The organism is Streptomyces sp. NBC_00076, from assembly GCF_045041235.1.
Lineage (GTDB): Bacteria > Actinomycetota > Actinomycetes > Streptomycetales > Streptomycetaceae > Streptomyces.
The window spans coordinates 140,834-161,133 of record NZ_CP108242.1; the positions used below are offsets into that span (position 1 = coordinate 140,834).

Consider the following 20,300-nt stretch of genomic DNA (forward strand, 5'->3'; position numbering starts at 1 on the left):
ACCCCCGGGGCGTCCGCGCCGCCCATCCCGACCTCCCTCTCCTCAACTCCAGCCAAAGACATGGGCAAAAGCGGCCACAACGGGGATGTCAGCACCCCGACCACGCCCGCGCACTGGCGCTGACCTGGGCGAACTCCAGGACGCCGTGCAGGCTCGCGCAACACCTACCGCAACACTCAGCGCAACATCCGCCGCAACGCCCTGACGCAACGTCTGGCGCAACAAACCCATGTGCAGTGGGCTGGCCCGCCGACCGACTTCCAGCCGGGTGGCTCCCTCACCGGCTCCGCTTGGCTGGCCCGGCATCCTGACAGCCACCGCTTCTGCGGACAGTTTTCACGTGTTGCCGCCTAGCCGCCGACGCTGCCAGAGCGACGAGTGTGTGGACGAGAAGCGCGCCCAGGAAGTCCTGCCGCTCGAGGAGATTTCGCGGCCCCCTGAGCCACAACTCCGGACGTGGGTACGAACGTGCCGTGGCCGCCAACATGCACGAGTTCGTCAGGCGTCGGCGAGAAGGGAGTCATACGCGGTGTTCCTGCGGCGGCCGGACATGAAGGAAAGGAAGTCGCCCACGAAGGCGCTGCGGCCGTAGGTGCTGTCGGTGGTGGTGAGGTCGCGGTGGAAGGCGGTGCGGAAGAGCGCCCGGTGTTCGTCCGCGTTGATGGTCCCGCTGCCGTCCTTATCGGTAGCGTCGAAGAGCACCTCGGCGACGCGGATGAGCGCAGGACCGGCGAGGGAGGGTACGGCGGCGGCGTACTCGTCGGCGCTGACACGGCCGTCGCCGTCCGTGTCGAGGGCGGCCTGGAGCTCGCGCCACCAGGCGGCGAAGGCGTCGTAGAGCCGGGTCTCCTCGGGTTCGTCCAGGTCAAGGCGGGTGGCCAGTTCGCGTGCCATGGCGGCGAGGTCAGGCCAGTCGAGGTGGCCGTCGCCGGTCTGGTCCAGCACCTGACGGAAGAACTCCTCCGCCGAGCGCCGGCCCTCTCCCGTGGTCGGCGAGGTAGCCGGGACCGGGTCGGGGTCGGTGTCACCGCTCTGTGGTGTGAGGAGGCGGAGCAGGGCCGATGCCCGCTTCATGCGGGCGCGCAGCGCGGTCACGTTCCGGGCGCGGGGGTCGTCGCTGTCGGGCGAGAGGGAGAGGGCCTCGATGATTGTTTCGGCATTGATCCAGCCCTCGGGCAGGAAACGGGTGAGCCCCGCGGCGAGGTAGGCGCCCTGCATGAGGGTCGGGGCGCCGGGCGTCTCGGGCAGGCCGGCCCTGCGCCGGTAGGGCTCGGGAAGCGAGGCGACGGTGATCGCGCCGAGGAGCGGACCGACGACGGCCCGGCTGGCCGCCCACAGTGTCGGCGCGCCGTCGAGCAGTGCCGGGGCGGGCAGGTGGTCGAAGAGCCGGTAGAGGATGATGCGGGCTGCCTCGGTGTTCTCCAGCTCGTCCTCGACGACCCTGTCGAAGTACTGCCAGAAGTCGTTCAGGTCCTCGGGGAGTTCCCCGGCGTCGCCGTCGAGCGCGGCGAGGAACGCGCGGTACTCGCCGTACATGCGCTCCATAGTGTCCTGGTCGAGCGGCTGACCGCTCAGCCGGCACATGGTGACGGCGCTCTCGTAGAGGGTGGCGACCACCCAGGCGCGGGTCGCGCGGTCCATGGCGTCGTAGGCGCGGCCGCGAGAGTCGGAGCCGCTCATGCGGGCGTGCAGCCTGTTGAGCCGGGCGGCCTCCCGTTCTCGTACGGCTGGGTCGGCGTCGAACATACGCCGCATGCTGAGGAAGGTGTTGCGCAGCCGACGCCAGGGGTGGGCGACGAAGGTGGAGTTGTCGGCGAGGGCGGCGCCGATCTGTGGGTGGGCGGCCTCCAGCACGGTGGCGCGGATGATGGCCAGCGCCCAGCGCGGGTCATCGAAGAAGGCGCAAAACCGCGATTCCGGGCCGAACAGGAAGGCCTCGTCGGCCGTTCCCGTGGTTCCAGTCGTCATGACGGGTCTCCGTTCGTCTGGGGCTGCACGCCGCCGAAGCGGCGGTCACGGCGCCGGTAGGTGTGCAGGCAGGCGAGGAAGTCAGGGGCCCGGAAGTCCGGCCAGAGCACCTCGGGGAAGACCCACTCGGCGTAGGCGACCTGCCAGAGCATGAAGTTGGAGATGCGCTGCTCGCCGGAGGTGCGGATGACGAGGTCGACGTCGGGGGTGTCGGGGAACGGCAGGTGGTTCGCGAAGAGCCGCTCGGTCACATCATCGGCGGGTGTCCCGCTGCGGATCAGCGACCTGGCGGCCTCGACGATGTCTCGGCGTCCGCCGTGGTCGAAGGCGACGGTGAGCGTCATCCCCTCGTTGTCGGCGGTCAGCGTCGCCAGATCGTCGAAGTCCCGGGCCAGTTCACGGGGGATGCGCGGGTCTGCGGCCCCGAGGAAGCGGCAGCGGATGCCGCGGGCGAGCAGCAGCGGCGCATGCTTGCGCACAACCCGGCGGACCAAACGCATCAGGTAGTCGACCTCGGTGCCGGGACGGTTCCAGTTCTCGGTGGAGAAGGCGTACAGGCTGAGCCACTCGACTCCGGCCGCCCGGGCCGCCTCGATGATGTCGATGACGGTGGTCTCCGCAGCCCGATGGCCCGCCGTCCGTGGAAGCGAACGCCGTTGAGCCCAGCGGCCGTTGCCGTCCATCACGCAGGCTACGTGCCGCGGCACCGCACGCGCCGGCCCGTCGTCTCGCCGCTGCTTGTCGCTGCTTTGTCGCCCACCCGGTCGGTCCCCGATCGCCGCGCGTGCGCGATGGACGCCGTGGTCCGTCACACCCAGCCCCGTCTCGCCCGGAGCGGCACGGTCTGCCCTGCCGCGCTCTGTCACGCCCACCCCGTATCGCCCATACGCACGCCCCATCGGAGCGTTCCCTCCTAGGAGTCTGACGGCCCGGAAGGGTCCTGACCGGCCAAACGGGGGGCCGTCACCCTTGGCTCATATGCCCTATTCCCTTCGGCATCAGCAGCTTTCTCCGGTGACCACGATCGACAACCTCATCCGCCTTCGCCTCCGCTTCCTGCGCCTTCGCCGCCCCGTCGAGCCACCGTCGCCCCCTGGACTGGGCGTGAGCAGAACCCGCCCTCGGCGTACCGCGACCTGCCTGTTGGTGCGGCCGTCCAGGGCGCGTGCCCCTGGGGCCGCCTGTGCTGGATCGCGGTCTGGGGTGCACAGCGTGGTGGAAGCGTCGTGGACACAGCCCTCGTTTTGCCGAGGCAGGCCCCGGTGTAGCGGTAGGAAAACTCGGCGCCCTCAGTGCGGTAGCGGTCGGCGGCCGGTCCGCCGACCGTCTCGCCAGCGGAGATGCGCTCGCCGGCCTCGGCGAGCGCATCGGCCAGGGCCAGGCCCTTCTTCTGAAGATGAAGCCACAGACTCACCGACTGCATGCGCGGCGGACCCGCGCGACCACCGCCCCACCGTCAGGCGGCTCTCGTCGCGCGGGTTGGAACGAGACCGCATCCAGGGATCCGCGAACCTGCGCGCTTCCGCCCAGGCCGCGCAGAAAATCCGCATCCGGGAGCAGGCGCACCAGTACGCGGTCGGCCAGCGCGTCGCGCTCGAAGCGCCGCGGCCGCGGCCCGGCTGCGACCCCGCCCTCTGGCGCGGCCGGAGCCCGCAACATAGGGCACCGCGGCGCGCACCGCGCTGTTGGCCGGAACGGCAGCCACGGAGGCGAAGGCGCACATCGAGCAGCGCAACGAGACCCAGCGGGCGGTTCACCGCGGCCCAAGTCGAGCGGGAGCGGATCCGTCGGCCCAAGGTTCCGACGGCCCCGACCACAGCAGTCAGGTGGGGGCAGGACCAGCACCTGCCTGCACTGGTCCCTACCCCGGCGCCTCCGGTGCCGGGTGGCAGGCGTCGCATGCTGTGGCCCACACCTCGCGGAGGAAAATGCGAGTACCCACTCCGGCCCGGCGGCGCGTTCGGTGGGGACGTGACTGTAGTCCTCGCCGTCTTGGGGATGGACGACTGTGGCGGGCATAGGCAGCGAGACCTCCTACCACCAGGGGCCGTCGGTGTCCTGTCGGCGGGCGTGGAGACGGCCGTGGGCGACACGGCCCCCGGGGAGGGTGACGGTCACACGCGGAGCCGGTTTTTCGAGCATGCGTTCGATAGTAGTGGCGAGATGGCAGGCTCCTCCACTGGCCAGGTCGGCGGAGAGGTGCGGCAGCGTGCTGACCTGTCACGGTCGGGCCCTGGTCGGGGTGCCCAGGTCATGGTTGGGCCCGCTGGTACCACGCCACCGACAACGTCCCTCTATTCGGCGGCTGACGGGCAGCACGACGCCATCGGCTCCGTATGCCGGATCACACCCGGGCGCGGCTCGAACATTCGTGTCATTCGCCGGATATCCTGCGGGTGAGGTGCCTCGTGGTCGTCACCAGAACAGGACCCAAGATGTCGATGCCCGCGCCCCCGGTCTCCGAGCCGGACCCGTCCGCGCTGACCTGCCCCGGTGACCGGGTCGGCCTGTGTGCCAGGTGCCAGCGCAAGACCCACAAGTACGGCAGCGGCGGCAGTCCCCTGTGTCAGTGGTGCATGGCCCCAGTGCTGGAACAGTGGGGGACGGCCGTGCGCTACGTCAGCACCCGCACGTAACCGCGTCCCCGGCCGGGTGAAGACGTCCGGACGGAGGAACATCCCGGGGCGTCGGCACGTCGTGCCAGGCATGAAGCAGATCAACGACGCCCACGTCGCCGTGCCGGGCCTGGCCGTGGTGGAGGTCGGCCGCGGCCGCGGATGACGAGACCGCCTTCGCGGTCCAGGAGCTGCTCGCCGCGCGGTGTGCCATCGCGCCGGCGGAGCGCACGACCCGGGAACCAGGCGAGCCCGGCGTGCGGCTGCGATTCTTCCTGGACCTGCGCCAGGAACCCGACGCATAGCTCTGCCCGCAGATGCCAGCGTCCCACTCCCGTGGTCAGGCGCTGCGCGGTCGGTGACCCGACGTCTTCTTCGTAGACTTCTTCGCCGTCGCCTTCTTGGCCCTGGCCTTCTTCTTCGGCAGCTCGCGCACCGCCCCCTCGGTGTCCTCGCCGCGGAAAGCCTTGGCCTTGTTCACGGACTCCGTCAGCGCGGCCATCAGATCGAGCACCTCGCCCGGCTTCTCGGGCTCCGGCACCTCGGGAAGCTCACAGTCCTCCCGCTTCGCCTGGATGATCTTCGCCATGGCGTCCGCGAACTCCGGCCCCTCGAGGTCATCGCGGGTCATCGATTCAATCAGCGCGAGCGCGCCCTCGATCTCCTCCTCGGAGACCTCCGTCGGCGGCGGCAGTCGGGGTCGCCCGAGGGAATCTCTCACCCTCGGGCGACCTGGCCTTGGTAGACGGAGCCAGGGTCAGGAGCAGACCTTGCGGAAACTCCGACGGTTCGGCCGCCATGGACTGACCGTTGGATGTCGCGGGTTAGGGCGCACCTACCGGGACCGGGAAGTCAACTCGGTGTCAGTCGTCGAGCGCCTGGTAGACCGTGGTCCAGAAGTCGTGAAAAAGCCGCGCCGGATCCGGGACGGACGCCCCGACCTGGGTGAGCAGGATTCCGGTGAGCTGGTTGTCCGGATCGGCGTAGGTCGAGGTGCCGCTTCCGCCGTCCCATCCGAACTGGCCGATGGGCGCGTAGTCGCCGCGGTAGGTGCGCACCGCCATTCCGAAGCCCCAACCGCCGTGCTGTCCTTGGCCGAATGAAATATGGACGTTGTTGACGGCCATGTCGTATCGGGCTGCTTGCTGCTCGGCGGTGAGGCGGTTGGTAGTCATCAGCTGGACGGCGGGCCGGGACAGGATCCGTTCGGACCCGTGCATCCCGTGATTGAGCAGCATCCGGAAGTAGGCGTGGTAGTCGTCGGCGGTGGAGGCCAGTCCGCCGCCGCCGCCCTGGAACGCAGGAGGCTGGCTGTGGCGTCCACCCTCGGCCTCGTCCCACACGATGAACTCTCCGGTACGCGGGTCGGGGGCGTAGAGGGGCGGCAGCCGGTCGATCTTGTCGGCGGGCACGTGGAAACTGGTGTCTTTCATGCCCAGGGGGTCGAAGATGCGTTCACGCAGGAACGTCTCATACGACTGGCCCGTGACCCTGGAGACGAGCACGCCGAGCAGATCGCTGGCGATGTGGTACTGCCAGCGCTCTCCGGGCTGGTGCATCAGTGGAAGCGCGCCAAGGCGGCGCATCCACTCGTCCGGCTCGGGCATCGGCTCCGGAAGATTGGGCGTCAGTCCCTGCTCGAAGACCGCATTCATAATGGGAGTGCCCAGCGACGTCATATCCATGCCGAGCCCGAACGTGGAGGTCAGAACGTCCCGTACGGTGATCGGCCGCCGCGCCGGCACGGTGTCGTCCAGCGGACCGTCGATTCGCTTCAGCACCTGACGGTCGGCGAGTTCGGGCAGCCACGGATGCACTAAATCGTCCAGCCGCAGCCTGCATTCGTCGAGCAGGATCATCGCCGCCGCCATCGCGACCGGCTTGGATGTCGAGGCCATCCGGAAGATCGTGTCTCGGAGCATCGGCGGGCCGCCGTCGTGCCGCATCGTCCCGATCGCTTCGACGTGCGTCTCCTCGCCCCGGCTGACCAAGGCGACGACTCCGGGAATTTTCCCCGACTCGACATGCCGCGCCAGCACGTCGCGGATCCTGCGCAGCCCTGCTTCGGAGTAGCCGCTGTTTCTTTTTCCCATATCTCCTTGCCTCCGGTGTTCGATCTCCAAGATCCCGGCGTGGCACTCATGGCCCCGGCGAGCTGAAGCTCGGTCAGCTCACCCGACGTGAGCGCGTGGTATCAGCGTGTCCGGATGGGCTCCTGCGAACAACGGCGAAGTCAGGAAGGCAGCGTTGCCCGGTAGGTCATCGATGCGAATTGTGTCAACGCAGCAATGACCGTTAGGTTTACGATCAGGAGGGGGCATGGAGTTACGTGACATCGAGATATTCCTGACACTGGCGGAGGAACTGCACTTCGGGCGCACTGCGGAGCGGCTGCACATCACCGCGTCCCGGGTCAGTCACGCCATCAAGAAGCAGGAGCGGCGTATCGGGGCGCCGCTGTTCGAGCGCACCTCCCGCACCGTCAGCCTCACCGCGGTCGGTGATCGGCTCTACCAGAGCCTGCGCCCGGCCTACCGGCAGATCGTCGACGGGATCGACGAAGTGGCGGCCGCCGCTCGTACCAGCGGCGGCAGGCTCACCCTCGGAACCATGGGGCCCCAGGGCTGGATGATCCACGACATCGTGGGACGGTTCCAGGCCAGCCATCCCGGCGTGCAGTTGCTCCATCGCGACCTCAACCCCGTGGATCCGCTCACCCCCCTGCGTTCGGGCGAGATCGACGTGGCCCACCTGTGGCTGCCGGTGCGCGAGCCCGACATTGTCATCGGCCCGCTCACCCACACTTCGCCCGTCGTGCTGGCCGTGGCCAGCACCCACCCCTACGCCGACCGCGACTCGGTGTGTCTGGAGGATTACGGCGATCTGACGTTCGTCGCCCCCCAGTCGCCGGTTCCGGCGTCCATGGAGGAGGCGTTCCAGCCCTTTCGCACTCCTTCGGGGCGCCTGGTCGCGCGCGGCCCTGTGGTCGCCAACTGGGACGACCAGCTCAAGGCGGTCGCCGCAGGGCAGGCCGTCATCGCCTGCCCTGCAGAGTCCGCCCGTTTCTACCCCTGGCCCAACCTCGTCTACATCCCCGTCCGCGACGCCCCGCCCTGCCGCTGGGCCTTCGCCTGGCACACCGCCAACAACAACCCTCTGATCCGTGCCCTCACCGCCGCGACCAACCCGGACGCGCCTCATCAGAACCCGGCGCAAGGGGAGCGGGACCTGCCCGTCTGAACGGTGTGGTGCCCGGGAAGGCAGATTTGGCAACTGGTCATATACCGGATTAGTACTAAATGACGTCCCGTAAGCCGACGTGGGGTTGTGCAGCGGGCGTCGCCGCCGCTACCCGTCCGACACGACTGTTGCCGAGTGGGCCCTGCTGGAGCCTCTCCTGCCGGTCCCGGCGCCTGCCAGACCAAGACCGGCGGGCACCCGGAGAAATGGCCACGGAGAGATCGACGGTGTCAGCGCACTGTGCGACGCCATGTCTTCCCCGCCGACGCGGGGGTGTCCCGCCGGGGCCGACGACGGACAGCCGGGGCCCACGGCACCGCAGCCTGCGAGAATGCGCGCCATCCCGCTCCGGCTCAAGGTAGAGGATCGTCATGTGCGCGGCGAGCCGTTATCCAGCACCGGCAACCTCCGCAGCAGGACCGCTGAGTAGGCCCGGAGTGCGGTGCCGGGATTGCTCCCGGTCCGTTTCTCCGAACCTCTCGCCGAACCCGCCGTGCGTCTCTCAACGCAACGGGCTCTCCACGGTTTCTGCCGTCAGACGGGGTTCGCAGGCTGCCATGGGTTGGGGATCGTGCTGGCCCGGTATCGGTAGCGGCTGACCGTGACCGATGCGATCCGGAACAGCTCGATCCCGTCTGCCGCGATGGGTCGCCACCGCCCGGTGGCGGTGGTGAATCGGCGGCGGACGTCGCCCCAACTCCATCGGTGACGTTCCCGCAGCATGCGGATGAGCCGCCACCACACGAAGGCGTCGAGCTTGTCGAAGGGTGCTGTCACGTTGGCTGACAGGGTGAGATGATCTTCTTCGTGATCGTGGTGGAGGGGGATAGTCCTTGGCGAGCACGTCGCCGTCGTACAAGGGGCACCGGTACCCGGTCGAGGCTCCCACTGTGTGTGGCTGTACTTCCGCTTCCCGCTGTCATTCCGGGAGGTGGAGGAGCTGATGCTCCAGCGCGGCGTGATCGTCTCTTATGAGACGGTCCGGCGGTGGTGCCGGAAGTTCGGGCAGGCCTACGCCGACGGACTGCGTCGCCGCCGGCCCCAGCCCGGGGACAAATGGCATCTGGACGAGGTGTTCATCAAGGTCAACGGGGAGCGGAAGTACCTGTGGCGGGCCGTCGACCAGGACGGCAACGTGCTCGACATCCTCGTGCAGAAGCGCCGGGACAAGGCCGCGGCCCGGCGCTTCTTCCGCCGTCTGATGAAGAAGACGAGCGCGGTGCCGAGGGTGATTGTCACGGACAAGCTCCGCTCCTGCGGCGCCGCTCACCGTGAGGTCATGCCCTCGGTCGAGCACCGTTCCCATAAGGGCCTGAACAACCGGGCCGAGAACAGCCACCAGCCAACGCGGCAGCGTGAACGCGCTATGAAGGGCTTTCGCAGTATTGGTGGCGCCCAGCGGTTTCTCTCCGCGTTCAGCGGGATCTCGCCCCATTTCCGGCCCCGACGCCATCGGATGACCGCCCACGAATATCGAGCCGAGATGACCGTCCGCTTCGTGATCTGGGACCAGATCACTGGCGCTGCTGGCCGGCCCACCACGGCCTGAATATAGGCCTGGACCGCAAGCCCACCACGCCCCGACGCACCGTCAGACGCTGGCACACCCAACAACGTGACAGCGCCCCTGCTCGTAGTGGTGGGTCGCGCAGGCGCGGCGCAGGTCGTGCGGGGTGAACCGGTCGTCCTGGGGGCGGCCTTCCAGGTCCAGAAGGTGGGACAGGCGATCCCGTACGGTGTCCGGCTTCAGGGCCCGCCCGTGGATGTCGCAGAACAGCGGGCCGGTGTCAGGTAAGAAGGGGCGGACATCGTTCTGGTACCAGGCAAGGATCCGGTCCAGCCCATCGAGCATGGGTGTCCATCTCGGGCGCGGTCCCGAGGCGTTGGCCGCCTTGCCGAACCGCACGTGGAGCTTGCCCGATGGGCCCAGTTCTGGATAGACGTCGCACTGGGCGAGGCGGACGGCTTCACTCACCCGAGGCGCGCAGTGGTACAGGGTGCGCAGCAGTGCGTAGTCCCGCGCCGCAGCCGGATAGTCGGACGCGGCCGCCAGGCGCGCGCGGGCGAAGGCGAAGAACGCCGTCAGGCGCTCAGCCGTGGGCGGCAGCCGACGAGGGGTGTCGTCCCAGACATGCCGCAAGCGGTTGAACCGGTCCAGCGGATCTCCCACCGCCATGCCGTACAGGGCGCGAATCTCGGTGGCGTAGCGGTCCCGGACGAAGCCATGGAACGTACGAAGCATCTGCAGATACTGGCGCCTGGTCCCCGCGGCCCGGCCCTCCAGCAGCAGTCGGCGGAGCATGGCGTCCACATCGGCGGGCTCGATCTGCCACACCGGCCGGTCGAAGTGGTCCAGCACCCGTTCCAGCAGGGACCTGTAGCAACTGATCGTCGTGGCGGCGAAACCCCGTACCACCCACGTTGAGACGAACGCCTCTGTACAGCGGGCCTGGAAGACCCACACATCCCGCGCCTGGCCGCAATCAGATACCGAGGCGGCAAGCCCGCCCTCGACCAGCCGAAGAGAAGGCCTCTCCCCCACGCCCCACCACCATCCCGCGACAACCGTCATTCAGGTGGCACCTGAACCATGCGCGTGCCACCGAAGCCATCAACGAGACACCCGAAGAAAAGCAACCCCTGCCTTACACATACCCCTCCAATCCACACGCCGGCACGGACACGAGGCGCAGCCATCCGGGCGCGCCCGTAGCGGTGCGGGCCGGGGCACCTAGGGTGCGCCCGGCCCAACCCCAGAACTCCCCGCCCGGCTCCGCCTGCGTTGCCGTTCCCGACGGCCTCGTCCACGTACTTGAGCTGGCGCTGCGTGCTCCAGCGGCCGCAGACATCGTTCGGGGCCAGCCCGTGCTGTGTCGCGAGATCCCTGATCTCCTGGACTCGTTCCGCGTGGGTCCTGGCGGTCTCAGTCGGCCTTGGCCGGTTCCGGCAGGGTGCGGACGCCGGGGGTCAGGAGCACCAGGAGCTGGGGGAGGAAGAAGCCGGCCGCGCACAGCCACAGGGTCTGCCGGGCGCCGATCACTCCGATGAGCGCGCCCCCCATGACCGCGCCGACCGGCGTCGCGCCCCACATCAGGAAGCGCATGGTGGCGTTGACCCGGCCGTGCAGGCGCTGCGGCAGCACCGCGAGGCGGTAGCTGAACTGGGCCACGTTGAACACGCTGCTGAACAGTTCGAAGACGCCGGCGCCCAGGACGAAGAACGCCATCGCCCAGCCGTTGCCGGTGAAGGGGATGACCGCGATGGCGGGGATCGACAGCGCCGACGCCCACCACATCGTGCGGCCGGTGCCGATCCGGCCCACCACGCGCGCGGCCGCCATCGCGCCGAGGGCCCCGCCGATGGACACGCCGATCAGCAACAGGCCGTAGACACCCGGGGAGATGCCCAGCTCGCGAATCATGAACACGATGCTGATGGCGTTCCAGGCGCCGAAGAACAGCATGGTGAGCGCGCCGTTCATGGCTGTCAGCCGGACGATCCGGTTGCCGGCCACACAGCGCAGGCCCTCGGCGATCTGCACCCGCAGCTTCTCGTGCCCGGTCCGCTCCGGCTGTTCCTCGGTGGCGCGGATCCGGCCGAGCAGCAGCCCGGAGAGCAGATAGCTGACACCATCGACGAGGAGGGCGAACGGCGCGGTGAAGGCCTGCACCAGCAGGCCGCCCAGGCCGGGTCCGCCCAGTTTGGCGACCTGGTAGACGCTCTCCAGCGCCCCGGCACCGCGGGTGAGTTCCTCGTCGGACACCACGGTCGGCAGATAACTCATGTGGGCCACGTCGAAGAAGACGGTCCCGATGCCAATGACGGCCGCCACACAGAACATCTGACCGATGGTGAGCGCGTCGAAGGCCCAGGCGAGCGGAACGGAGAGCAGAGCCACGCCGCGCACCACATCACTGACCACCTGAATGGGCCGGCGCCGCATACGGTCGACCCACACCCCCACGGGAAGCCCGAAGAAGACGAACGCCATCATTTCCACGGCGTTGAGCAGGCCGATCTGGAAGGGATTGGCATCCAGCGTCACAAGGGCCGCGACGGGCAATGCGATAAGAGTGACCTGGGTGCCGACCTGGCTAACGGTGTCGGCGCCGAGCAGGAGCAGGAATTCGCGGTTTCGAGAAAGGCGGGAAGTCGGCTTTTCGTCGAACTCGTCGGGCGGCCTGGAGGCGGTTTGCAGGTTCCGGTCAGCCATGAGTCGCAAACTTTGCCAGGGGGCGGGGGCCACGTCAACATTTTGGCCGTCGGCGCACGTAATTGACCGGAAATACCCGCTGCCGGCACCACCCGCCGGTCCAGGCTCCGCCCGCTCACCGCACCTGACAACCGGGAAGACCCCGGATAAGGCGGCAGGTCCAGCTGTTATATGGCCAACTTTGCGCCAGCTAGCGGAAGTTGATGATCTTCCCTGGAGGGCGCGTGCGTCACCTGCGCCACCTCGACGGCCGGCCCAAACCCCCTCATCGCGGCGTGATCCACCTGTTCCGCGCCACGTCATTCTGATTCCTTGCCTCCATGTCGGCCCTATGGCATATTCGATCGACGCCAGGCCAAAAGCCCGTGCCCTGCCAAAACATCCAGGGAACGGGCCGGTTGACGGGGAACCAGCTCAAGGCAAACGGGGGCGGCGTGACCAGTTCACCTCCGGCGATTGCTGCCGTATTTCCGGGCGTTGGAGCGCAGTACACCGGAATGGGCGCAGATCTCCGGGATCGCCACAAGACGTACCGCAGCACACTCGACGAGGCGTCCGACTTATTGGGTGCGAACTGGACCGACATCATCTTCGATCCGCAGCAGAAGGCCACGCTCAGACGCCAGGAGGAAAGCCAGCTCGCGGTGCTGGTGACCGGCGTGGCCATGTTCCGTGTGTTCCAGGAGGAGATCGGCATTCCGGTCTCGTTCTGCGCCGGCCACAGTCTCGGCGAGTACACGGCGTTGTGCTGTGCCGGCGCCCTGACGCTGGCCGACGCCATCACGCTGGTGCGCCGGCGCGCCGAACTCATCCGCGAGGCGTCCCGTGCCCTGAACGGCACCATGATGTGGGTCATCGACCTCGACGCGGACGTCGTCCACGCCGCGTGTGCCGCCGCCCGTGACGAAGGCCTCGACGTGCACGTCTCGGCACACGACGCGCCACGCCAGGTCGCCGTCTCAGGCTCCACCGACGACGTCACCGCGGTGGCGGGGGAACTCGAGGCACGTGGCGCGGTGGTCTACCCGCTGCGCCTGGAGGGGCCGTACCACAGCCCCCTGATGCGCGCGGCGGCGGACGGCATGGCCCGGGTGCTCGACGAAACACCCGTGGGCACGCCGGCCGTGCCAGTGCTGTCCGGCGTGCACGCCGAGCGCCACGCGGGCGGAGCCCGGAGCGCTCGGCTCCTGGTCCGGCAGCTGGTCGAACCGGTGCGCTGGCTGGACGTGCAGCGCACGCTGCTCGACGCGGGCGTGGGCCAGGCCGTGGAGTTCGGCCCGGGCACGGTCCTGACGTTCCTGGCCGAGAAGGCCGCCCCGTCCCTGCGTGTCGTCCCCTTCGACCGGCTCACGGCGGAGAGCCAACTGGCGGCGGCCCTGTACCTTGCCGAGGAACAGTACCCCGCGGTCCTCGACCGCTGTCTGCGCACGGCCGTCAGCACCCGCACCCGCCTGGCCGACGACCCCGTGCGGCACCAAAGGGTGGTGGCGCGCTACCGCGAGCTGGAGCGGCTGCGCGAGAGCGCCGCGCCGGCCGGCGAGGACGTCTCGCAGGCGCTCGGTCTCCTCGACGAGCTGCTGGATTCCAAGGGTGTTCCCGAGCGCGAGCGCGCCGTCGCGCGCCATCGCGTGCTGGACGGGCGGCTCTGGCGGCGCTGACCGGCGCTCGCGCGCACCACCACGAGCAGCATCAGCCCGTCCATCACCGCAGGCAGACGAAGAGAGGGGGCGAGTTGCGCATGCGCACCGCCACGCAGCGTGTCGTGAGGAGCCGGGGACGTGAGTGACAGCAAGCGCACCGTCGGCGTGCTGGGGGCCGGGGCGATCGGCAGCACGGTCTGCGCCGACCTCGTCCTGCACGGCTTTGGCGTGGTACTCGTCGACGTCGACCCGTCGGCGCTCGAGCGGGCCCTGGACACCGTCGCCCAGGCCGCGCGCTTCGGCCCGATGCTGCGCCCGGCCCTGCCCCGCGTGGACCCCGACGACGCGCTCGCGTCCGTGGTGGTCTCCGAGGACCTCGCGGACCTGGACGCGTGCGAGTTCGTCGTGGAGAACGTCAGCGAGCGCTGGGAGGTGAAGGAGCAGGTCTACCGAGCGCTGGACAAGGTCCTGCCGCCCGGGGTGGGCATCGGCGTGAACACCTCCAGCATCGGCATCGGCCGGCTCGCCGCGACGACCGGCCGTCCGGAGCTGGTCGTCGGGGTGCACTTCATGAACCCGTCCCATCTGACGGACACGGTGGAGGTGATGCGCGGGGCGCAGACCTCCGAGGAGTGCATGGCGTACGTCCGTGGGCTGCTCGGCGCACTGGGCAAGGAGGCGGTCGTCGTGGGCGACTTCCCCGGCTTCGTCAGCAACCGCATCTCCCACCTGTTCTTCAACGAGGCCGCCCGTCTCATCGAGGACGAGGGCCTCGACCCCACGGTCGTCGACACCATCTTCAAGAAGTGCTTCGGGCACCGGATGGGCCCGCTGGAGACGATCGACCTCATCGGGGTCGACACCGTGGCCCTGACCCTCGACAGCCTCTACGACAGCTACCAGGACCCCCGGTTCCGGGCCAGTGGCCTGTTGCGCTCCCTGATGGCCGAGGGCCGTCTCGGCCGCAAGACGGGCGCGGGGTTCTACGACTACGGCGGCGCCCCGCACGGCGACGGCGGCGCCCCCGAAGGCTCTTCCGGCACATCGCACGACTCCACGGCCCCTGCGACGGACACGAGGAAGAAAGCATGACGACGTCGGTTCGCGAAGAAATAGACCAGATCGTTCTGGAGTTCCTGGCTCGGCACGACCCGGGGCCCGCACCGGACCGGGACGAGGACATGTTCGAGACCGGCCGGGTCAACTCGCTGTTCGTGATCCAGCTCATCGGCTTCGTGGAGAACCGCTTCGACATCAAGGTCAAGCTCGACGACCTCGCCCTGGAGAACTTCACCACGGTGAACAAGATCGTCGACTTCGTGCTCCAGAAGAAGACCCTCGGCTGAGCGGCGGCAGTTCGACCATGGAACATCTGCTGACTGACGAGCAGAGCGCACACCACGCCGCTCTGCTCAAGGAACTGGACCGGTGGCACGGCGAACCCGCCCGCTGGGACCAGGCGGGTCGTCTCACCCAAACGGTGATCGACTGGTGCCGGGAGCAGCGGCTGATCGGCGCCGCTCTGCCCGCCGAGGCGGGCGGGGGCGGCTGGGACGCCGTCCGCACGGGGCTGCTGTACGAGGCGACGGGCCGCGTCAGCGCCTCCCTGGCCTCTCTGGTGAACGTGCACCACATGGCCGCCCAGGTAGTGGCGCGCTGGGGCACCGACGAGCAACGCAGAAACGTCTTGCCCCCGTTGGCCGACGGCAGCCGGATCGCCGCCATCGCGATGACCGAACCGCAGTCCGGCAGCGATCTGTCCGGGATCCGGACCAGCCTGGAGGAGCGCTCGGGCCGGCTGCTGCTGAACGGCTGCAAGGTCTTCATCACCTTCGGCGGACAGGCCGACGTCTTCCTCGTCTTCGTCCAGCGCGCGGGCCGCTCCGTCGCCTGCCTCGTCGACCGGGACCATCCCGGGCTCACCATCACCCCCATGGGCGAGACGCTCGGCCTGCGCGCGGCGGCGCTGGCCCGACTGGAGTTCCGGGACTGCGAGATCAGCCCCTCCGCCGTGGTCGGGCGGGACGGCTTCGGCCTCGCCGTACTGGTGCCGCTCGCCCTGGAGCACGGCCGGCACGCCGTGGCCTGGATGGCCGCGGGCATGCTGCACGAGGTGTTCGCCGCGGCAGCCGCTCACGCGCTGGAGCGGCATGCGTTCGGGCAGCCCCTCATCGAGCACGGGCAGGTGCAGTCCCTGATCACCCGGATGGCCACGGACCTGGAGGCGGCGCGGCACCTGTGCCTGGCCGCGTCGCGGGCGCTGGACGCGGGCGACGCCGCCGCCACCGACCGGGTGCTGTCCGCCAAGTACTTCGCCTGCCGTGTGCTGGAGGAGCACTCCGCGCAGGCCGTGCAGGTACTGGCGTCCGGCGGGGTCCTGGAGTCCGGGGTCACTGCCCGGGTCTACCGGGACGCCAAGGTACTCACCATCCTGGAGGGCACCACGCAGATCCTGGAGCGCATGCTGGCTCCGCGGCTCGCCCACGCGGCCCGGCGGGGGGTCTGATGGCCCTCGTCCGCGCCGCACTCGACGACGGCCTTCGGCACGGGCCGGTCGTCACCACCGCGTCCGCGCGCCCCGGCGCCGAGCGTGCCCTGGTCCTGGCGACGGCGGCGGTGGCCGTGCACTACACCGACGCCGATCCGCTCAGCCGGTTCGACGCCTTCCGGCGCACCCACGACGTCACGGTCGACCCGGACGAGCCGCTGGACGCCCTCGCCGGCCGGATCGCGGCCGCATCGGACGAGACGCCCGCCGACGCTCCCGCATGCCTGTTCCGGCTCGCGCTGGAGGCGGACCACGTCCGCGTGGAGCATCCCGACCCGGTGACGGCCGACGCGACCGCGCGGATCTGGGCGACCCTGCTGGCGCAGGCCGTACGCGACGCCTCCCGCCCGGTGTCCGGCTATCCGGTGCTGCGGGACGAGGACCGCGACCAGGTCCTCGTCGGCTTCAACGACACCGCCCGGCCCTTCCCCTCCGGCGCGACCCTGCACCAGCTTCTACGCGAGCAGGCCGGGCGCACCCCGGACGCGGTCGCCGTGAGCTCCGACGCCGAATCACTGACCTACCGCGAACTGGACCAGCGCAGCGACGCCCTGGCGGCCCGCCTGGTGGCCGAACTGCCCGCCGAGTGCCGGATCGTGGGCGTGCTGGCGGAGCGGACCACGCAGCTGCCCGTCGCCCTGTTCGCCGTACTCAAGGCCGGGCGTGCCTATCTGCCGCTCGACCCGCACGCGCCCGAACTGCGCCACCGGCGGATCGTCGCCCACAGCGGCGCCGACGTCGTCCTGACCGCCACCGACACCTCCGTCGACTTCGGCGTGCCCGTGTGGGACCTGCGCGACGAGGTGCATCTGCGGGGGCCCGGCGGTCCGCTGCCCACGACGTCCCCGCAGGACCTCGCGTACGTGATCTACACCTCCGGAACCACCGGGGCGCCCAAAGGCGTGATGGTGGAACACCGTTCGGTGGTGAACCGGCTGGCCTGGATGCAGCGGCGCTACCCCATCGGCCCCGGGGACACCCTGCTGCAGAAGACACCGGTGATCTTCGACGTGTCGGTATGGGAGCTGTTCTGGTGGGCCCTGACGGGCAGCCGCATGCACCTGCTCGCGCCCGTCATGGAGCGCTTCCCGCTGGCCGTCGTGGAGACCGCTGAACGCGAGGGGGTCACCGCCCTGCACTTCGTGCCGTCCATGCTCGCCGCGTTCCTGGCCCATCTGCGGGCCACCGGCGACGCACCGCGGCTGCACGCGCTGCGCTGGCTGTTCTCCAGCGGCGAGAGCCTGACCGGCACCTGTGTCGCGGAGTTCGGCGAGCTCTTCCAGGGCAAGGCCACCCTGGTCAACCTCTACGGCCCGACCGAGGCGACCGTCGACGTGACCAGCTACGACTGCCCCCGGCAGCCGCGCGCCGAGCGGGTGCCCATCGGCGCGCCCATCGACAACGTCCGCTGCTTCGTGCTGCGGCACGGCAACGCGCTGCCCGTCGGCGCGTTCGGCGTGCTGCACCTGGCAGGCGCGTGCGTCGCCCGCGGCTACCTGGGCGACGCGGAGCTGACCGCCCGCAGTTTCCTGCCCGAACACGGCGGCGGCGCGGGCCGAATGTACGACACCGGCGACATCGTGCGCTGGCTGCCCTCCGGCGAACTCGACTTCCTGGGCCGGCAGGACACCCAGATCAAGATCCGGGGCATCAGAATCGACGTCACCGAGATCGAGAGCGTGCTGCAGCAGGTGCCCGGCGTGCGCGAGTGCGCGGTCACCGTGCACCAGGCCGGGACCGTCATGGCGACCCTGCGGGCCGCGGTGACCGGTGAGGGGCTCACCCGCGAGGCGCTGCGCGACCACCTGGCCCGCCGGCTGCCGCCGTACCTGGTGCCCACCGGCTACGACCTGCTCCCCCGGCTGCCGCGCACCGGCAGCGGAAAGATCGACCGCCGGCTGCTGGCCGACGCCGCCCATGTGCGGGCCCACCGGACCGGACTGTAGAGAAGCGAGACGATGGACTGGCTGCTGACACGACTGGCCCGGTTCGGCGACCGGGAGGCCCTCTGCGGGCCGGACGGCACGGCGACGTACGCGGACCTCGTCGCGCGGACGGAGGACTGGCACGCCCGGCTGGAGCGGATGGGGGTTGCCCCCGGCGAGGCGGTGGCCGTCGTCGGCGACACCACCACGGGCCGTGTCGCGCTGCTCCTGGCACTGACGCTGCGCGGCAACACGGTGGTGCCGCTGGCCCGCACCGATCCGCCCGCCGAGCAGCGCCCGGCCCGGCTGGCGACGGCGCACGTCACCCGCGTCGTGGAGTTCACCTCCGGGGACCTGTTCACCGCCTCGGAGGTGACGGCGCCCGACGCTCCCCCGCCCGCGAGGCTGGCGGAGCTGCGCACCTCGGGCGACGCGGGCCTGGTGCTGTTCTCGTCCGGTTCCACCGGCGAGGCGAAGGCCGCCCTGCTGTCCCTGCCCCGGCTGCTGGCCCGGTTCCGCGACGGCGGGGGACGGCCGCTGCGCACGGTGCAGTTCATGGGCCTGGACCACATCGGCGGGATCAACACGCTGCTGCACACCCTCGGCTCCGGAGGCACGGTGATCAGCGAGCCGAGGCGCAGCCCGGAGCACATCTGCCGCGCCGTCGAACGCCACCGCGCCCAACTGCTGCCCACCACACCGTCGTTCCTGACCATGCTGCTGATCTCTGGGGCACACCGGAAGTTCGACCTGTCGTCGCTGGAACTGATCACCTACGGCACCGAGCCGATGCGCGAGGTCACCCTCGCCCACCTGGCCGAGGAACTGCCGGGGGTGCGGCTGAAGCAGACGTACGGCCTGACGGAGACCGGCATCCTGCCGACCCGGTCCCCCTCCCCCGGCTCACTGCGGATGGACGTGGGCGGCAAGGGCTTCGACACGAAGATCGTGGACGGCGTGCTGTGGATCAAGTCGCCGACGGCCATGCTCGGTTACCTCAACGCCCCCGATCCGTTCGACGCGGACGGCTGGCTGAACACCGGCGACGCCGTGGAGCCGGCCGAGGACGGCACCCTGCGGGTGATCGGCCGTGCGTCGCGGCTGATCAACGTGGGCGGCGAGAAGGTGCACCCCACCGAGGTGGAGAACGTGCTGCTCGCCGCGGACAACGTGCGGGACGTGGTGGTCGAGGGGCGGGCCAACCCGGTGACCGGGCAGGTGGTCGTGGCCACCGTGGAACTGCTGGCCCCGGAGGACCGCGCGGACCTCACGCGGCGGTTGCGCGCGCTGTGCGCGGCCCGGCTGGCGCCGCACAAGGTCCCGGCCGTCTTCCTGGTGGCGGACACCCCCCTGTACAGCGACCGGTTCAAGCGCCGAGGAGGCCACGCATGACCACCACCCCCGACGACCGGCCGGTGGCCGTGGTCAGCGGCGGCAGCCGCGGACTGGGGTTCGCGCTGGTCGAGGACCTGATCGGGCGCGGCTACCGCGTGGCGACCTTCAGCCGGTCGGAGTCCGGGCAGCTGGCGGAGCTGCGCAAGCGCGTCGGTGACGACACTCTGGCGTGGTCCGCCGTCGACGGCGCGGACACGGCTGCGGTCGAGGCGTTCGCCCGTGACGTCGTGCGGGCCCACCGCCGGGTGGACGTCCTGGTCAACAACGCGGGCGTTGGCCTCGAAGGGCTCCTCACGCTGACCACGGCAGCGGCCGTCGAGGACGCGCTGCACCTCGACGTGACCCTGCCCGTACTGCTCACCCGTGCATGTCTCAAGCCGATGCTCGCGCGGCGGGCCGGTGTCGTGGTCAACATCTCGTCGATCAACGCGCTGCGCGGCCAGACCGGAGTGGCGGTCTACAGCGCGGCCAAGGCAGCGCTCGACGGGTTCACCCGGAGCCTGGCCAAGGAGGTGGGCCCGGCCGGGGTGCGGGTGGTGAGCGTCGCCCCCGGCTACTTCGACAGCGAGATGACGGCCGGCATGAGTGAGGACCAGCGGCGCCGCGTCGTGCGCCGCACCCCGCTGGCCCGGCTCGGCACCGTCGAGGACGTGGTCGGCGTGGTCGGGTTCCTCATCTCGCCGGCCGCGGGGTTCATCACCGGCCAGACCATCGCCGTGGACGGCGGCTACACCTGCTGAGCCCCGGTCGACGACG

The 20,300-nt window shown here is 70.0% G+C and carries 17 protein-coding genes and 1 pseudogene; 11 read left to right on the forward strand and 7 right to left on the reverse strand.

All coding sequences use genetic code 11. The features are described from left to right. Positions 1 to 498: 498 nt before the first annotated feature. Both OHA64_RS00670 and uppS read right to left on the reverse strand, forming a co-directional pair. A complete protein-coding gene (locus OHA64_RS00670) occupies positions 499 to 1,968 on the reverse strand; it encodes an oxygenase MpaB family protein (RefSeq protein ID WP_405606480.1) in 1,470 nt (489 codons plus the stop codon). Continuing rightward, positions 1,965 to 2,675 (reverse strand): polyprenyl diphosphate synthase, encoded by a 711-nt coding sequence (gene uppS, locus OHA64_RS00675; RefSeq protein ID WP_405606482.1) that lies wholly within the window; start codon positions 2,673 to 2,675, stop codon positions 1,965 to 1,967. Before uppS ends, OHA64_RS00670 begins: the two co-directional genes overlap by 4 nt. Before the next feature lie 1,728 nt (positions 2,676 to 4,403). On the opposite strand from uppS, the gene OHA64_RS00680 reads away from it, so the two are divergent. Together OHA64_RS00680 and OHA64_RS00685 are read left to right on the forward strand one after the other, a co-directional pair. After that, positions 4,404 to 4,604: a hypothetical protein gene (locus tag OHA64_RS00680; protein WP_405606484.1), complete on the forward strand. Its 201-nt coding sequence runs from the start codon at positions 4,404 to 4,406 to the stop codon at positions 4,602 to 4,604. 191 nt (positions 4,605 to 4,795) lie between these two features. Further along, positions 4,796 to 4,888 carry a DUF6207 family protein gene (locus tag OHA64_RS00685; protein WP_405623796.1) on the forward strand — a complete coding sequence of 31 codons (93 nt, stop codon included), beginning with the start codon at positions 4,796 to 4,798 and terminating at the stop codon, positions 4,886 to 4,888. 35 nt (positions 4,889 to 4,923) lie between these two features. Here OHA64_RS00685 and OHA64_RS00690 read toward each other — a convergent pair whose 3' ends face one another. Both OHA64_RS00690 and OHA64_RS00695 read right to left on the reverse strand, forming a co-directional pair. Beyond that, entirely contained in the window at positions 4,924 to 5,304 is a 381-nt protein-coding gene (locus tag OHA64_RS00690; RefSeq protein ID WP_405606486.1) for a hypothetical protein, read from the reverse strand. A gap of 142 nt (positions 5,305 to 5,446) precedes the next feature. Beyond that, positions 5,447 to 6,676 (reverse strand): serine hydrolase domain-containing protein, encoded by a 1,230-nt coding sequence (locus OHA64_RS00695; protein ID WP_405623797.1) that lies wholly within the window; start codon positions 6,674 to 6,676, stop codon positions 5,447 to 5,449. A 226-nt stretch (positions 6,677 to 6,902) separates the two neighbouring features. Here OHA64_RS00695 and OHA64_RS00700 point away from each other — a divergent pair, with 226 nt between their 5' ends. Then, a complete protein-coding gene (locus OHA64_RS00700; protein ID WP_405606488.1) occupies positions 6,903 to 7,823 on the forward strand; it encodes a LysR family transcriptional regulator in 921 nt (306 codons plus the stop codon). 534 nt (positions 7,824 to 8,357) lie between these two features. Here the strand turns inward: OHA64_RS00700 and OHA64_RS00705 are convergent. Next, a complete protein-coding gene (locus OHA64_RS00705; protein ID WP_405606490.1) occupies positions 8,358 to 8,600 on the reverse strand; it encodes a hypothetical protein in 243 nt (80 codons plus the stop codon). 56 nt (positions 8,601 to 8,656) lie between these two features. Between OHA64_RS00705 and OHA64_RS00710 the strand changes: the two are divergent. Further along, a pseudogene (locus OHA64_RS00710) lies at positions 8,657 to 9,372 on the forward strand (IS6 family transposase). Between the two features lie 42 nt (positions 9,373 to 9,414). Here the strand turns inward: OHA64_RS00710 and OHA64_RS00715 are convergent. Both OHA64_RS00715 and OHA64_RS00720 read right to left on the reverse strand, forming a co-directional pair. Further along, on the reverse strand, positions 9,415 to 10,395 hold the full coding sequence (locus OHA64_RS00715) for a tyrosine-type recombinase/integrase (protein ID WP_405606492.1): 981 nt from the start codon (positions 10,393 to 10,395) through the stop codon (positions 9,415 to 9,417). A 351-nt stretch (positions 10,396 to 10,746) separates the two neighbouring features. Then, the gene (locus OHA64_RS00720) at positions 10,747 to 12,036 is read right to left on the reverse strand and encodes an MFS transporter (protein WP_405606494.1); all 1,290 of its coding nucleotides are present in this window, start codon (positions 12,034 to 12,036) and stop codon (positions 10,747 to 10,749) included. A gap of 320 nt (positions 12,037 to 12,356) precedes the next feature. On the opposite strand from OHA64_RS00720, the gene OHA64_RS00725 reads away from it, so the two are divergent. The 7 genes from OHA64_RS00725 to OHA64_RS00755 all read left to right on the forward strand — a co-directional run bounded on the left by OHA64_RS00725 (position 12,357) and on the right by OHA64_RS00755 (position 20,284). Next, a complete protein-coding gene (locus tag OHA64_RS00725; protein ID WP_405606496.1) occupies positions 12,357 to 13,694 on the forward strand; it encodes an ACP S-malonyltransferase in 1,338 nt (445 codons plus the stop codon). Between the two features lie 120 nt (positions 13,695 to 13,814). Further along, a complete protein-coding gene (locus OHA64_RS00730; protein ID WP_405606498.1) occupies positions 13,815 to 14,768 on the forward strand; it encodes a 3-hydroxyacyl-CoA dehydrogenase family protein in 954 nt (317 codons plus the stop codon). Beyond that, positions 14,765 to 15,022 (forward strand): acyl carrier protein, encoded by a 258-nt coding sequence (locus OHA64_RS00735; RefSeq protein ID WP_405606500.1) that lies wholly within the window; start codon positions 14,765 to 14,767, stop codon positions 15,020 to 15,022. Before OHA64_RS00730 ends, OHA64_RS00735 begins: the two co-directional genes overlap by 4 nt. Positions 15,023 to 15,039: 17 nt before the next feature. Beyond that, positions 15,040 to 16,182, forward strand: a complete 1,143-nt coding sequence (locus OHA64_RS00740; protein ID WP_405606502.1) for an acyl-CoA dehydrogenase family protein — start codon at positions 15,040 to 15,042, stop codon at positions 16,180 to 16,182. Beyond that, positions 16,182 to 18,170, forward strand: coding sequence for an amino acid adenylation domain-containing protein (locus tag OHA64_RS00745; RefSeq protein ID WP_405606504.1), 1,989 nt, complete (start codon positions 16,182 to 16,184; stop codon positions 18,168 to 18,170). The genes OHA64_RS00740 and OHA64_RS00745 overlap by 1 nt, the downstream gene beginning before the upstream one ends. A 12-nt stretch (positions 18,171 to 18,182) precedes the next feature. Beyond that, positions 18,183 to 19,541, forward strand: coding sequence for a class I adenylate-forming enzyme family protein (locus OHA64_RS00750; RefSeq protein WP_405606506.1), 1,359 nt, complete (start codon positions 18,183 to 18,185; stop codon positions 19,539 to 19,541). Further along, a complete protein-coding gene (locus tag OHA64_RS00755; RefSeq protein WP_405606508.1) occupies positions 19,538 to 20,284 on the forward strand; it encodes an SDR family NAD(P)-dependent oxidoreductase in 747 nt (248 codons plus the stop codon). The genes OHA64_RS00750 and OHA64_RS00755 overlap by 4 nt, the downstream gene beginning before the upstream one ends. Positions 20,285 to 20,300: the final 16 nt, after the last annotated feature.

What these genes read in the sequence shown, in the direction of transcription:
- OHA64_RS00740 (WP_405606502.1), top strand. Translation starts at nt 15,040, where the DNA reads ATGGAACATCTGCTGACTGACGAGCAGAGCGCACACCACGCCGCTCTG.
- OHA64_RS00720 (WP_405606494.1), bottom strand. Translation starts at nt 12,036, where the DNA reads ATGGCTGACCGGAACCTGCAAACCGCCTCCAGGCCGCCCGACGAGTTC.
- OHA64_RS00735 (WP_405606500.1), top strand. Translation starts at nt 14,765, where the DNA reads ATGACGACGTCGGTTCGCGAAGAAATAGACCAGATCGTTCTGGAGTTC.
- OHA64_RS00755 (WP_405606508.1), top strand. Translation starts at nt 19,538, where the DNA reads ATGACCACCACCCCCGACGACCGGCCGGTGGCCGTGGTCAGCGGCGGC.
- OHA64_RS00670 (WP_405606480.1), bottom strand. Translation starts at nt 1,968, where the DNA reads ATGACGACTGGAACCACGGGAACGGCCGACGAGGCCTTCCTGTTCGGC.
- OHA64_RS00745 (WP_405606504.1), top strand. Translation starts at nt 16,182, where the DNA reads ATGGCCCTCGTCCGCGCCGCACTCGACGACGGCCTTCGGCACGGGCCG.
- OHA64_RS00700 (WP_405606488.1), top strand. Translation starts at nt 6,903, where the DNA reads ATGGAGTTACGTGACATCGAGATATTCCTGACACTGGCGGAGGAACTG.
- OHA64_RS00725 (WP_405606496.1), top strand. Translation starts at nt 12,357, where the DNA reads ATGTCGGCCCTATGGCATATTCGATCGACGCCAGGCCAAAAGCCCGTG.
- OHA64_RS00695 (WP_405623797.1), bottom strand. Translation starts at nt 6,676, where the DNA reads ATGGGAAAAAGAAACAGCGGCTACTCCGAAGCAGGGCTGCGCAGGATC.
- OHA64_RS00680 (WP_405606484.1), top strand. Translation starts at nt 4,404, where the DNA reads ATGTCGATGCCCGCGCCCCCGGTCTCCGAGCCGGACCCGTCCGCGCTG.
- OHA64_RS00750 (WP_405606506.1), top strand. Translation starts at nt 18,183, where the DNA reads ATGGACTGGCTGCTGACACGACTGGCCCGGTTCGGCGACCGGGAGGCC.
- OHA64_RS00715 (WP_405606492.1), bottom strand. Translation starts at nt 10,395, where the DNA reads ATGACGGTTGTCGCGGGATGGTGGTGGGGCGTGGGGGAGAGGCCTTCT.